This window comes from Paenibacillus sp. O199 (genome assembly GCF_001636635.1).
Classification (GTDB): domain Bacteria; phylum Bacillota; class Bacilli; order Paenibacillales; family Paenibacillaceae; genus Paenibacillus; species Paenibacillus marchantiae.
This window is the reverse complement of the sequence record NZ_LGRP01000008.1, coordinates 80,656-95,091: the sequence shown is the minus strand read 5'-3', so window position 1 is coordinate 95,091 and position 14,436 is coordinate 80,656. Positions and strand designations below refer to the sequence as shown.

Genomic DNA, 14,436 nt, shown 5'->3' with positions numbered 1-14,436 from the left:
ACACCTACTCAGATTTAATATATTTTAGAAACATATCAATTGATTTTTTAGTTAGACATATTACTATCATTTTTTTACACTTATATTCAGGTAAAGAGCTTACTAACTCTTCTTGAATAGCAATATAATTCGGTTCATCCCATTTATCGTCAAGGAAAATTGTAGAAGCTGGAATCAGATAATAATCTTCTATTGGAGGATATTTTTGATTAGTGAAATCACTGGCAAGTTTTCTCAACTTTCTTCTTACATCTTCATCAGGAATGATATCTAAAAGAGATGCGTGGTTATAGGCGTTCTTCCAAGGATTATTTTTTACTTTTCCAGTAAACTTTTCAACTAAATCTTCGTACGCTTTTTTGATTTTTGCGGGATGAGTCACAGATGTATTATTTACGTAGCCTGACTTACTCTCCATAATCCATTCAATTTCCTCTTTTCTATAATAACCATCAAATCCCTTTTTTATAGATCCTTCTTCTAAGTTAAAATAAGTACATTCTTGCTTGTAGCCTAAACTTTTGAGATACAAGTGCATTAAAAATTCGGCAATTGCCCCCATTGTAGTATTTTTATCTTTATTCTCAAAAAAACTAACAGTTCGTTTTTTAACTGTACTAAGGGAACTTTCACTTCCAATCCCCTCACAAATAGAAACAAAATGCTCAGACATATAATCGGTTAATTCATGTGTGAAATTTTCTATAGCTAAAAAATGTATTTCGTAATTTGATTTTTCATCTTTTTCTACTCGAACCGTGAAAATTTCTTTATTAATTGGGTTGATAGTATTGATACTCTCAACTCCTTCTTTAATGTTATGTGCTAATTCTTATCCAACGCTTAGGAACCAATATTCGACATTTTTTATAATTATCCTTCTTCTGTACTAATTTATTCTAAAATAATCCAGGCTTAACATGCACAACTATATTAATACAAGAGACTATACACCTAATAATATAATATATTATTTTATCTAGTTTGAACTCGATCTATTGCAACTTTGAGATATTGTATGGATTTTGAATTCCGTCCCATTTGACACCCCCCTCAAAAAAGCCTATCCTAATAACGAACAAACCATTCACTATTAAGGAGTCGTTCCCGATGGTGCAAGCCAAGAAAGACGAAGTCAGGAAAGAGATTGAATACGCGGCACTCAAGGTCTTTTTCGAAAAAGGCTATGTGGATGCCAAGATGAGCGATATCGCGGATGAGATCAATATTTCCGTGGGCAATATCTATACTTATTTTAAGAACAAGAAAGAACTATTCTACGCCGTCGTGCCGCCGGATCTGGTGGATTATCTGAAGAATGTGCTGGTGGAGACGATTCACTTTGATAACCAGACCTTGTTCGAGGAAACGGATAGCGAGCGAAAGTCGGCGCTGTTGCAGGAACAGGTAGATGTACTACGGAAATACCGGAATCAGATCGTGATCATCTTTAAAAAGAATAAAGGTACCATCTACACCAACGCCAAAAATGAGCTTGTTGAGCTGATGATCGAAACCAAGAAGGCGTATCTCAAAAATCAATATAAACGATATGAGATCGGAACCGAAGAGAATTTGATCTTGCTGAACATTCTCGCGCACAACGTGATCGACATGAACTTGGATCTATTGAAGCGGGATATGAGTGAGGACAGCCGGAAGCAAATTTTCGAAGCGTTGTATGTCTACAGACTGTACGGTATGAAGAGTCTCAACGAATAACGCTCCATCTCATCATTTATGCCGGGTAGACAAAGCGTGCAGATCAGATCAACTTCACTTGGTTTGCACGCAAAAAAACTTCATCATATATATCAGCCTATTTTTTTAACCTAAAAATGAATTATTTATTCATTATTGAAATAGGTATCTTTGTTACCCTAACTATCACCTCACCCACTTTCTAAGGAGGAACACCATATGAACACCGCATACGCATTGAAAAACGTTAATCTGATCCACGGCGACTCAAGCCGCAATCTGCAAAAAAACATGACCATTCTCGTCAATGAGCAAGGTCTCATTCAGGATATCGGCCGAGATCACGAGCTGAATATCCCTAGTCACTACACAACGATCGACCTCTCAGGGAAATACGTAATGCCTGGACTGATTAACGCCCACGTACATCTCTTTGCAGACGGTAAACCTTTCAGTCTCTCGGTCAGTGAAGGTTTGTTGCAGTTTGCCTATGATCGGATATTGAACACGAAGTTTGGCAGAAACGTTTTGAAAAAACGCATGAAACGCAACGCGCTGACCGCACTCCATGCGGGTGTGACAACGATGCGCAGTGTGGGGGAATTCTTTTACACCGACGTCCAGCTGCGGGATGAGATTAACAACGGTGACTTTGTCGGCCCTAATCTGCTTGTCTCCGGGTTTTTCCTAAGTGTCACGGGCGGACATGGTGCTCCACTCCTCGCTCTGGTGGGCGATTCCCCGTGGGAAGCACGAAGAAATGTACGGATCAATGTGAAACACGGTGTGGATCTGATCAAAATCTGTGTGACGGGTGGCGTGACGGATGCGAAGATGGTGGGCGAAGCTGGACGTTTACAGATGACGGTGGACGAAGTTGCGGCGATCTGCCATGAAGCGCATAAGATTGGTTTGCGGGTGGCAGCGCATGTGGAGAGCACGGAAGGCGTAAGAGTTGCGTTACAAGGTGGCGTTGATACCATTGAGCACGGTTCGGAGATGGACGACGAAATCATTCATTTGTACAAAAATAATCCCAATGCCCTGAATGGCTACACCGCACTCATCCCCACCCTGCAAGCTGCCTATCCATCCGCTTCACTGGATACCAGCGTAACAAAGGTAAGTGCAACGGTAAAAGAGAATTCCAGACTCGTCTACGATTCCATGCTCAAAGGTGTAAAACAAGCGATCGAAAATGACATCACCATCGGGATCGGCACCGATGCCGCCATGCCTTACGTGACTCACTATGATATGTGGAGAGAGATGGACCATTACATGAGACAGGCCAACCTGAACAACAAACAGGTCATCGACATGGTGACTCGAACCAATGCGAAGATCCTCGGTGTTGACGATGTTACAGGGACGGTGGATATCGGAAAACATGCCGATTTGATTATCATGGAGCAAAATCCGCTGGAACATATTGAGGCCTTGTCAGACATTTCTATGGTCTTGGTCAAAGGAAATCTAATTCATACACCATCTGTCACAAGAATCAAAGAAGTCGATGATGTTCTAAACTCAGTTTGGTGAATTCAGGAGTGAAATCATGCTTGATATATTGATTAATTGTTTATCCATCTTCATGACGACGAACATCATGAACGAAATTACTCTGATTGGCGGTATTCTGACGCTTTATACGGGGTTAAACATCTTGTAGATTACGAAGATCAAAGTGTTGAACCTGCTCCCTGCCTTATTTATCCCGATCTTTTTACTGTAGCTTCAGGATACTGAGATCTTTCCGTAAACATAACAAACAGGCTGCACCATCCTTTAGAGGACTTGTGGGACAGCCTATTCAATAACTTGCGTATGACAGAAAACTTCTATCGATTTTAAATCGACGATACCAAGTACAACCTAGGTTGATGCAGATTCGGACTCTCTCTTTTTGGTAAAGGAAAGAAACAATACTGCGGAGACCACAATCCATATCCCAAAAAAGATGTAAATGGAACCGAATACTTGAGTGCTTGCCCCTTTTGCATCCAATGTGGTTCCAAGAATCGACGTTCCAATCGCACCAGCGATAAAGCTGCACATCATATAGACACCCATACCAACACCCGCCTCATGCCTCGGCAAGGTTCTGGATACGGTATTCGCCAGAGCAATCTGGGCAAATGTCAGCCCTGTATTCGCAGCGATAAGAACAAACAGCACTACACCATACGAACCACCTGTAAAAATATACAGTAGTGTATACGCAATAAATTGCAGTCCAAAAGCCCACGAAAACAGATAACGATTCCCTTTTTTATCCGTAATGCGCCCGCCCAAAAGTCCAAATAATGCAGCAAACAAGGCTCCAGGCGACATCACCAACCCGATCTGTAACGCAGACAACTGATTAAGACTGGTTAACATCTGGGGGATCAGATAAGGCACACACAAATTCAAAGTCAACACCATGGACCCAATGAGAAGTCCGCGAGAGTAGCGTTTGTTTTTAAACAAATCAAGAGATATAAACGGTGCTGACGATCTTCTCATCCTTATCCAGAACAGCACGAGGGTCACTAACATTAGCAGCAACAAGAGCAAGCTTTGTCTTGTAATCGCAAGCATTAACAGCGTAATGACGCCCGCCAGCAATAGCCCCCCTGGAAGATCTGCCTGTCCTCTTACACCCTTGTCATTACCCAGATATTTTCGAAAGAACGGTAATGTAACAAGTACCAAAATGGAAATCGCGAAGAGAAAACGCCAGCTTGCCATACTAAGAACGAACCCGGCAATGATTGGACCAATAGCTGTCCCAAGAGCCATACCAGCCGAGGTAATGCCCAATGCTCTGCCACGATTTTCTTCAGCCACATAACGAATTGGAATCAACATGGAAGATGCCGGGATAACGGACGCTCCTATCGATTGTAGAATCCGAGCCACAATGATGAACATATAACTGTCCGCAAGTACTCCGATTAGTGACCCCATTGCAAAGCAGCATAACCCAAATGTAATCAAATTTTTCAGCTTGAACATATCAGCCAGCTTGCCATACGTTACCGACCCTATGGCGTATATAATAATATACGCGGTTACCACCCAGCTAACCTGGGAAGAAGTCAGTCCGAATTCTGCTCTAAGATTAGGCAGTGCCACATTAAACATGGTGGAATTCATCACGGAAATAACCATCGCAAAAGCTAAAATCCAAATTAATTTATATGATTGTGATTGTTGTGTAAGGTTTGTTTTTTTATCCATCATGTACTTAATTGCGATGCAACGGTGATTGGGCAACCACTTTCAGATCCAGAGTATCCATATTAGCCATAACGCGGTCCATCCGTAGCGGGCCAGGTTCATTCGGGAAAATAAAATGTTCATAAGGCTCTCCCAATATGCGGAAGAATGGCTCAAACAAACCGCACTCCAGCATTCCAACAAAGCGGGTATACGGTGCATCGAGACGATAGGCATGGGTAGTACCTTCCGGCACGTGGAGGAAGTCTCCTTCATGAAGCTGAATTTCTTCTCCATTCGCCCACATGGTCATCTGGCCTTGTACACAATAAAAAGTTTCCACATGATTCTCGTGATAATGCTCTACAATAGGTTCACCCTTCGGTCCTTCTGTAGATACAAAAATGTAGGTGCCATCTGTATTTTTCTGAGACGCAAGAATGCGATGCAATTGATCTCCCGTTAAGAGACGATCCCCTTCCCCGCTCTCCAATACATAAGGAACGACTCCGCCGTGCACTACTCCTGTCTCAACAAGCTGGGAAGCACCCCACTGTAACTCTCCATCCTCAAAACAAATATCAGCTACCTCGGAGGCTCGGATCAAATCCTCTTGCGTCCATTCGTGTAGGGGCTGCGGTGGGTAATCCTTGAAAGAATAGGCCAAACCGATGACAGGAAAGATAGACGTGATATTCCCAGGTAATGAATAGGAAACAATACGATTTCGATGACCTGCAAACCGATAGGCATGCCTTGTCCCTGGCGGTATATGTGCATAGTCTCCAGAAGTTAGAAGATGATATTGCCCGTCGATTACCAACTCAACTCTTCCCTCCAGAACCATTAAAGATTCGTAGCTACTGTTATGAAAATGGAGGGGAAACACCTCTCCCTTACTCCCGGCGATGGTGAACATTTCGAACTGTCCTCCTGTACTGTCAGCATCCGCCATGACCGTAACTACCTGTTTACCGAACGTATAACTCGTGCCCTCTCCTTTACGAAGTAAATAAGGCTTTCTTGTCTGAGGCAATGTACTCATTAATGTTGATGTCACTTGATTCTCTCCTCCATTCCTTTATTCATGTTCATTTTAAGGACTTCACCCTATATAAAAAATGGTCTAGGGCGACCAGCCTATGGGCAAATGCGACATCTGATTGATTGAAGTCACTCGCTTAATCCATTAAAATTAAATAATAAAAAATTGAAGAGGGAGGGGCCTCCTGTTTATGAATTTTAACGATTCAACCTATTACATGGAGCACCCTTTCCATGACACTCCCATTTCCATGCATCCGGTAGAAATACGAAATAACCAATGTCAGAAGCATGCGCATTCATTTTACGAATTGTCTTATGTGACGGCAGGTGAAGGAACACTCTCGATCGATGACAGCTGTATCCCAATCACTCGTGGAGACCTGTTGTTCATTCCTACAGATACGAGACATGTGTTCCAGACTACATTGAATCAGTCTGTCACGCTCATGAATTGCCTTGTGGAGAAGCACATATTATCGGGGCCTCAAGCCATCGGTGACCGCATGATCTATGATGATATTGATGAGCTCACTCAACCATTTCGTACTCTGGGGAACGGCTTCAAAGTAACGGAGAACAAGAAAGAATTCGGGAAGATCATGTACTCTTTACACCTTGAACTTCAATGTAAGGAATCCGGTTATCGTTACCGACTGTATCTTCATCTGATGGACTTGCTAACTCGCATACGGCATGCCGAGCCAAGTGATCTTCAGTCTGCACAAGGAGATCTGACCGACCACATTCAACTTGCAGTGAACTATATATCCAGTCATTATAATGAATCCGCCATTCTTACTCGTTTGTGTGAACGATTTGCCATAAGCCCTCGCCATTTCCAAAGAACATTCAAGCAGGTTACCGGGCTCACCCTGACACAGATGATACAAAATAAACGTATACAACGAAGTTGTGAACTGTTATCCGAAACCGATTGGAGTGTGCAAACTATTGCCAGAGAGGTTGGAATACAGGATATGAAGTACTTTTATCGGATATTTAAAGAAAAATGCGGAATGACCCCTAAAGAGTTCAGGCAGCCTCAAGGGTCGTGATTCACATGCGATGTGTGATAGTGTGCATATATTTTCTATTCAAATAAGAAGGCCACAAAAACCGTTACAGAAATGATGTACGGGTTTTGTGGTTATTTTTATTTTATCAAGCGATGAAGAAACGACTTTATATAAAGCTGTACATGCCCAACCTGAGACTGAGAACAAATTCAATCTGGCGTACGATTTGAATCAATGACGAGTCAAGTAAGATAGAGTTATGAGTTCATGAACAATAATCACTTCAAAACATTGAACCAGAGGGGACATATCCTATGAACAAAGTCAAAAAAACAGGTTTGTGGCTTGGTATTACGACTCTAACGCTATCACTCACAGTTCTTTATTTTCCAACATGGACGCCAAAAATAAAAGGTTCAAACCCTATTCATGTATTGGAACAAGTTAAAATCAATGGTACGAGACATGAAATCATGATCAGAGGGGAGGATCTGGAAAACCCAGTTATCCTTTATTTACACGGTGGACCGGGTGCATCTGAACTTCCGTACGCCAAAAAGTACCAGGATTTATTAGAATCTCAGTTTACGATTGTGAACTATGATCAGAGAGCAAGCGGCAAATCCTATCATTTTTTCGAGGACTATTCCAATCTCTCAGCTGACTTGTTGGTAGAGGATGCATTGGCCGTCACGGATTATATTACTCAACGCCTGGGGAAGAAAGTGATATTAATTGGCCATTCATACGGAACATACATAGGAACACTTGCTGCACAGCGAGCACCCGAAAAATATGAAGCTTACATTGGGATCGGGCAGATGGCAGATACACAACAGAGCGAGATGGACGGATGGAATTACGTTATGGAGCAAGCCCAGTTGGCTGGTAATCATGAAGACGTAAACCAGTTGGAGCAGGTCTATGAACCGATCAAACAAGGACAGGCGTTTACACCGCGAGATATTTTTGAACGGTACGGAGGCGCTTCAAGGTTGATGGACAGCCCTGACACCAGCTTCCTGGGAATGACGTTCAGCAATGAATACAATATGCTTGATACCATTCGCTATAATAAAGGAATCATGTATTCGCAAGAAATATTAATAAGTGAGGCTATGAGCCGTCCTTTGCCATCCTTGATTACAAAGCTTGATCTACCCTTTTATTTTGTCATGGGAGATTACGACTTTATGACTTCATCCCATGCCGCCAAGGTGTTTTTTGACCAGATTGAAGGAAATCAAAAGGAATTCATTGCCTATAAGAACTCGGCTCACTACCCACATTATGAAGAGAAGCAAAGATTCTTTGATTGGATGGTAGATACCTTTATCAAGCAGATGCAAAATTACTAAAATGCGAATCGAGGCTGACTTCAACGAAGTTAATATAGGTGATAAAATTGAAAGTTGGACGAGACAAGTACATAATCATTTATTTGAAATATATGAGTTAACTATAAAATAAACAAAGGCCATCCCTTTCAGGATGACCTTTGCTTTATTTCATTAAATATTGTGTTTTTACACGTGAAGCGCCAACAGCAGCTTATAGATCATTGCTGCGGCTTCCGCACGGGTCGTCATATTCCCTGCACGAACCGTATTGTCCGTATATCCGTTCACAATTTTGGCCTGAACGGCTGTATTGAGTGCATCTTGTGCCCAAGCCGGAGTTTGCAACTCGTCAGTGAAGCTTGGTTTTACAGCATCATTGCTCGTTCCCGACTGTGCATCTGCACTTAACTTCAATGCATTCGCCATCATCACAGCCATCTCGGCACGAGTGATCGTCTGATTAGGTTTGAACGTATTGTCTCCATAGCCCTTCACGATTCCGGCTTGCACGGCTGCGGCAATATCGCTCTTCGCCCAGTCTGGCAGACTGCCTTGATCTGCAAACGTCGTATCCGACTGCACGGACTTCAAAGCCAGTGCCTTACTGATTAACGTAACAAACTCTGCCCGTGTAATCTTCTTGGATGGTTGGAATGTACCATCTGTGTAACCCTGGATAACGTCCATGCCAATCAAACGATCTGCATAGTCGGATGCCCAGTGTCCGTTCAGATCGGACAGATTAGCAGCTGTGTAACTGGACACAACAAAGGTACCCAGATGATTCACATTAGCCGATATTGTTCCTGCTGCATTCGTCTTACCACCGATGAATACCCAGCTCTGACGGGCTTCATTATAATAGTAGATCGCTGGCTGTGTTCCTTGTGGCAGCTTGGAAGCATCATATTGCAGACTCAATGCTGCCTGATCGTTCAATGTCCGTCCTCCACTGCGAGTAATCTGTACTGCTTGGCCCAGTACGTTCAGCGAAGCTGCATTTTGCAATTGGTCCTGGGATACAACGGACAGCTGCAACGTATCTTTTTCCCCAATGGCTCCAGCCGGAGCGTTGAATTGCACGATGTCTTTCAGACCCGTTTGTACTGGCTGATTCGCTTCGACCTCTACCTTCACTTCAGTAGTAGAATCTGATCCCGTATCCGGGTTGGTTGGTGTGGTTGGAACTGTAGGCGTTGTTGGCACGCTTGGTGTGCTTCCACCGGAATTCCCTCCAGCGTTGCCTCCATCACTACCTGAACCCCCGCCGCCATTACCCGAACGGGCTTGTACGATAACCGTACGTGTGACTTCCTGTGCAGCATTGCCGGCAATATCTTTCACGTTATAACGAAGGGTATAGATCCCCGCCGCTTGTGTGTTCACTGTGCCGTCAATCTGCACGGAACCATTGATGCCCACATTATCGGTAGCCTGTGCTCCAGGCTCGTTATACGTATCTCCCACGGTTAATGACATTTGGCTGTTGCCTTGCAGGGTGATGACAGGAATTTCGCGATCTATTTTGACCACCAATGGTAAAGTATAGGTTTCGTTCAAATCGTCTGTCGCTCTGAATAGCAGCTTATCTTCTCCCGACTCCGTTATCTCCAAAGGCGTATTCTCTGTATACGGTTCGTACGTCTGCCCTCCATCACGAGACAACTCAATGATTGCGGAAGTAGCAGGGGCGTATACTGCGCTGGTTACACTAACCGTTACGGACTGGTTTGTCCATGTATCCGTATGATACGGCTGGCCGTCAGCGGTGGTCATGTTACCTTTTAACACCAATGCCTGATTATTTGTTCCCTCCACAATGACAGTGAACGTTCTAGTATCCATTTCGCTGCCACGTTGTACCGTTGCCGTCAATTCCAGTCGCTCATTGTTCTCAGGCTGTGTAATAAGTTTCCCCTGTGCATCCATCAATTCCGGGTTGGAGCTGGACCAGCTAATCGTTGCTCCATGTTTTCCTTCAACAGGAAGGGTAAGGTCGGAAGTGACCGCGTTCAGATCGCCCAGATCAATCGCTTGAAGCGTATCCGTTACCGCCTGTGCATCACTGTAAGGTGTGGCATTCACGAAGATCGGGTTAGAGTAGAACCACAGGTCGCGATAGTTCTGATCATTGATCTCGTTGAACCGAGTCTCTGCATCCGCTGTTGTGATCTTCGGGTCAAGTTGCGGTTCACCATTTACGGTCTCACCAGAAACGTTCATGCCCAGATTTGTACCGCGCAGGCGATAATATTTATCCTGGTCCGTTGCTTTGATCTTGTACGTGATGACATTGTAACCTTCCGAATCTGTTGTCCAATCGTTGGACGTAAAGGTTGCCAGTACTTTGGTGGAGTCGTTCGTGTCTTTGGAATATGCGGGTGTGCCCTTCTCAGCCTTGCCCATCACATCTCCGGCGATGATATCTACGTGATCTACCACCGGTACTTGTCCAGCGGACGTGCCGCTGTTGATTGGTTTTTCATAGTTGTTGCTCGTGGTTGGACTCTTGAAACGGATTTTCAGTTCCACTTCGTCACCTTGGGTCACACCCAGGTCTCCGCCCATTTCAGCCTGAGTACCCGCGCCGGAAGCCGTGAAGTCCAGTGCGTCGATCAGATCACCGAATACGGAAAATGATTTCCCCGAACGCAGTCCTTCCAGCACGGCTTGCATACCTGTACCATCAACCCACGAATAGGTCTTGGCATATTCGCCCGGAAAATAACCGCTGGAATTCGTGTCAATTGTCTTGAAATGGTAATCTGAATTGCCATAGTTCCAGAAGTGACGCCCTTCTCCCAACAATGCATCCCACAAACCGCCCACCTTGGCGACCATATAGTCCACACCGCCGTATGTACGGTATTTGTATCCATCATCTGCTGTCGGATTAGCTACATTGTATGTTGTGTTGTACCCACCACGATCCGGTTCCATCTGGTTGCCCAGCATACCTTCGATACCAAAAACGACTTGTGGAGCCAGATCGTTGAACTCACGGAAGTCCGCGATGGTATATTTGTTTTTGCCCCGTGAAGGGTGATTGATCATGGCATAACTCGTCGTTGGATACTTGGTTGCCAGCCAATTGATAGCAGCTAGTGCATCCTGATGAGTTGTGTAGGCACGTCCGCCCGTTTGATCCCAATTCGCTACGTCAGCCGCATCGAACAGATTCGCATCCCGATTGGTAAAACGATACTCAAATTCGTTTGCAGCTTCCAGCGCTTCGGTCGAATTCGGCTCATCTGTGAGAATACCTACACCAACGTGTTCATGTGTCGGCATGTCCCATTCGAAACCGGAGAAGATCGTTTTGCCTGCATATTTGCCCGCTTCCTGAAGTGCTTTGATCTGTGGCACCTGGTATTCATTCATCCCTTTGGACATCGGAATCGATCCACCTGGAATGTCTACTCCATTCTGATCCCGCTTGGATAACCGCAAATGATCCGTAAGCGCGATCCAGTCCAGACCATACTTCGTCAGTCCCGCGTCGAGTACATTTTCCAACGAATTCTGCGCATCATCGGACTCAAACGTATGTACGTGCAAATCTCCCGTTTGCCATGAACCTGTTGCCGAGCTGTTGGTTGGAGTGTTATCTCCCGCATCCGCATAGGTTACCGCAGCAGGGAAAGCTCCCATGACAAGGCCCGTAGCCAGTGGTATAAGCGTAAGCATAGCGAGCATTTTCTTTCCTTTATTGTTGAACAAAATCATCCCACCACCGTTCTGAGTTGTTGTGTCGGGAGTAAATATAAGAAACTTTGAGGGCAGGGTCAACGCAATGAAAGCGCCTATTAAAAATTTGACATATCCCTGCATCACTTTATATTTCGTTAACGATTTCTTTTGCTGTATCTACGAAGATTATGCTCTATCATCCTCCATATTGAGGTGCTGGAATGGACTAGAGAGAGGTTTCAAGAGGGTGAAGAAAAATTCAGATTTTGTTCACCATTCAGGAAAGTTCCACCACATCTAGTGGAGCATTAGGAAGAGAATTAGCAGAACAGAGGTGCTGAAGAGGTATAAATGAAGGACTTTGTAAATATTTGAGGACGGAGCATCTGCCTAATATAAAAAAAGAACCCACGAATGCACAGACGCAATGCGCCCTGAATCCGTAGGTACTCTGGGTTTGACTGGGTTTTGATTTAGCTTTTACATGTTTACTTTTGTGAAGAGTAAGTTAACGGGTTGTGAAATGTGTGCACTCTCTACTTTATATTTAAACTAGAAAAATTCTCCCAATAAACCGATACTATTGAAGATGGCTCTGGCTCATTAGACATAGATCATATTATATAAAAGGAGTTGCACACTTTTGAGAAGATTTTATCAAGGTTTGGAGCTAACTATTATAGCTTTAATTTTACTATTACTAAGCTCTACTCCAACAGAAGCAGCATCGAAGAAAATAAATTTAAAATTGTCAGATGGAGCGACGTTTTATGGCGAAGTTTTAAACGGGAAACCTCATGGTAAAGGGACAGCGAGGTGGGGAGAAACCGAAATATACTCTGGAGATTGGGTGAATGGTAAGCGGCAAGGAAAAGGCAAGTATACATATAAATTAGTCGAAGGTGCGGGTGTACCCTTTGATGATTATGATGAATCTAACATGGGTAAAGGAACAGGTGAATTCACAACAAAAACATACAACGGATCGTGGATTAATGATACATATCATGGAAAAGGAAAAGAAATTACGCAATGGTTAGAAGTACAGTATCTTACTTCTGACAACAAGGTTCATCCTATACCTAGTGTTTACATAAACACCATTAACGATGGAACATTCAATCAAGGCAAGATGTCTCAGGGTTATTACGCAATCCATTCCTCAGATATTGTTTCACTAAGATATACAGATTACACGACGACAATCACCCTCAAAAACTATTATTTCAATGGAAAGTTAACCGGGGACCAGCACTTTTTTGACACGATTATCAATTATAAAAAGAAAGACGGCTCTTCAGAAAAATATATTGGGATTAAACCTTCCGAATTCTCCAAAGGCACATTAACTAGTGGCAAATTCACGGGGTCTACGCATCTAATCGATTATGGTAACCCAGTTAGTTATTCTAAACAAGTCGTAAAGAACGATAATGTATTAAAAAAGAATTCCATAACATCAGCCGCCTTTGATAAAGATCGCAAGAAAATCCTTAATGAATTCCTTCAAGCGATTAAACCTTATTCAGCAAAACTCAATAACATTTCCAACGAGATCATGTCATTAAAAGAGATGGACTATATGGGGATGATGCCCTAGGTAGTGAAGATCACAAATGAGAAAAAAGCCTTTCAGATCATATCTGAAAGACTTCCACGTCTTGCCGATCCATAATCAACCAAACCGACCACTGATATAGTCCTGCGTACGCGAATCAACGGGCTCGGCGAACATATCTTGGGTCGCAGAGTATTCCACAACCTCCCCATTCAGGAAGAAAACCGTTTGTTGGGAGACCCGAGCTGCTTGCTGCATATTGTGTGTGACCATCACGATGGTATAACGTTCCTTCAACTCATGAGCCAACTCCTCGATCTTGAAGGTCGAGACGGGATCAAGCGACGCCGTAGCCTCATCCATAAGCAGAATGTCCGGCTCCACTGCCAGTGCACGTGCGATGCAGAGGCGCTGCTGTTGTCCTCCGGATAGACTTAACGCGGAACGCTTCAGGTTATCCTTTACTTCATCCCACAGGACAGCAGAACGCAGGCTCTGTTCCACGATTTCATCCAGCTTCTTTTTGCCATGAATGCCGTGTTGTCGTGGGCCGAAGGCCACATTATCGTAGATGGATTTTGGAAAGGGATTCGGCTGCTGAAAAACCATGCCGATCTTCTTGCGAATGGTTTCCACATGCACCTCGCCGCTGTAGATGTCGGTTCCCCCTACGGCCACTTTACCTTCAATCCGTGTGCCGGGTATCCGGTCATTCATGCGGTTGAGGGTTCGCAGCAGCGTCGATTTGCCACAACCGGACGGTCCGATAAAAGCGGTAATGGCCCGTTCCGGAATTTCAATGGAGACATCCTTAAGTGCCTGAAACTGACCGTAATATAAATTCAATTTGTTGATCTCAATGATTGACCGCACAATAGTT

The 14,436-nt window shown here is 43.9% G+C and carries 10 protein-coding genes; 5 read left to right on the top strand and 5 right to left on the bottom strand.

Translation table 11 applies throughout. The annotated features are described in order from the left end of the window. Positions 1–4: 4 nt before the first annotated feature. Positions 5–673, bottom strand: coding sequence for a Hachiman antiphage defense system protein HamA (locus tag A6049_RS14395; protein WP_240321401.1), 669 nt, complete (start codon positions 671–673; stop codon positions 5–7). Between the two features lie 437 nt (positions 674–1,110). Here A6049_RS14395 and A6049_RS14390 point away from each other — a divergent pair, with 437 nt between their 5' ends. Next, entirely contained in the window at positions 1,111–1,722 is a 612-nt protein-coding gene (locus A6049_RS14390; RefSeq protein ID WP_063565326.1) for a TetR/AcrR family transcriptional regulator, read from the top strand. Between the two features lie 198 nt (positions 1,723–1,920). Next, positions 1,921–3,243 (top strand): amidohydrolase family protein, encoded by a 1,323-nt coding sequence (locus A6049_RS14385; protein ID WP_063565325.1) that lies wholly within the window; start codon positions 1,921–1,923, stop codon positions 3,241–3,243. 333 nt (positions 3,244–3,576) lie between these two features. Here the strand turns inward: A6049_RS14385 and A6049_RS14380 are convergent, their stop codons facing one another. Then, the gene (locus A6049_RS14380; RefSeq protein WP_063565505.1) at positions 3,577–4,926 is read right to left on the bottom strand and encodes an MFS transporter; all 1,350 of its coding nucleotides are present in this window, start codon (positions 4,924–4,926) and stop codon (positions 3,577–3,579) included. A gap of 7 nt (positions 4,927–4,933) precedes the next feature. Beyond that, a complete protein-coding gene (locus A6049_RS14375; RefSeq protein WP_063565504.1) occupies positions 4,934–5,950 on the bottom strand; it encodes a quercetin 2,3-dioxygenase in 1,017 nt (338 codons plus the stop codon). Positions 5,951–6,140: 190 nt separating this feature from the next. Between A6049_RS14375 and A6049_RS14370 the strand changes: the two genes are divergently transcribed. Beyond that, positions 6,141–7,007: a helix-turn-helix domain-containing protein gene (locus A6049_RS14370; RefSeq protein WP_063565324.1), complete on the top strand. Its 867-nt coding sequence runs from the start codon at positions 6,141–6,143 to the stop codon at positions 7,005–7,007. Positions 7,008–7,282: 275 nt separating this feature from the next. Continuing rightward, positions 7,283–8,326 (top strand): alpha/beta fold hydrolase, encoded by a 1,044-nt coding sequence (locus A6049_RS14365; RefSeq protein ID WP_063565323.1) that lies wholly within the window; start codon positions 7,283–7,285, stop codon positions 8,324–8,326. A gap of 168 nt (positions 8,327–8,494) precedes the next feature. Here the strand turns inward: A6049_RS14365 and A6049_RS14360 are convergent, their stop codons facing one another. Continuing rightward, positions 8,495–12,028, bottom strand: a complete 3,534-nt coding sequence (locus A6049_RS14360) for an S-layer homology domain-containing protein (protein WP_095206101.1) — start codon at positions 12,026–12,028, stop codon at positions 8,495–8,497. A 613-nt stretch (positions 12,029–12,641) separates the two neighbouring features. On the opposite strand from A6049_RS14360, the gene A6049_RS14355 reads away from it, so the two are divergent. Next, complete coding sequence (locus A6049_RS14355) at positions 12,642–13,598, top strand: MORN repeat-containing protein (protein WP_063565321.1); 957 nt, start codon at positions 12,642–12,644, stop codon at positions 13,596–13,598. Between the two features lie 75 nt (positions 13,599–13,673). Here the strand turns inward: A6049_RS14355 and pstB are convergent, their stop codons facing one another. Then, positions 13,674–14,429, bottom strand: a complete 756-nt coding sequence (pstB, locus tag A6049_RS14350) for a phosphate ABC transporter ATP-binding protein PstB (RefSeq protein ID WP_197521356.1) — start codon at positions 14,427–14,429, stop codon at positions 13,674–13,676. Positions 14,430–14,436: the final 7 nt, after the last annotated feature.

Excerpts from the sequence above, each read along its gene's own strand:
- A6049_RS14370 (WP_063565324.1), top strand. The coding sequence starts at position 6,141 with ATGAATTTTAACGATTCAACCTATTACATGGAGCACCCTTTCCATGAC.
- A6049_RS14385 (WP_063565325.1), top strand. The coding sequence starts at position 1,921 with ATGAACACCGCATACGCATTGAAAAACGTTAATCTGATCCACGGCGAC.
- A6049_RS14395 (WP_240321401.1), bottom strand. The coding sequence starts at position 673 with ATGTCTGAGCATTTTGTTTCTATTTGTGAGGGGATTGGAAGTGAAAGT.
- A6049_RS14380 (WP_063565505.1), bottom strand. The coding sequence starts at position 4,926 with ATGGATAAAAAAACAAACCTTACACAACAATCACAATCATATAAATTA.
- A6049_RS14390 (WP_063565326.1), top strand. The coding sequence starts at position 1,111 with ATGGTGCAAGCCAAGAAAGACGAAGTCAGGAAAGAGATTGAATACGCG.
- A6049_RS14375 (WP_063565504.1), bottom strand. The coding sequence starts at position 5,950 with ATGAGTACATTGCCTCAGACAAGAAAGCCTTATTTACTTCGTAAAGGA.
- A6049_RS14365 (WP_063565323.1), top strand. The coding sequence starts at position 7,283 with ATGAACAAAGTCAAAAAAACAGGTTTGTGGCTTGGTATTACGACTCTA.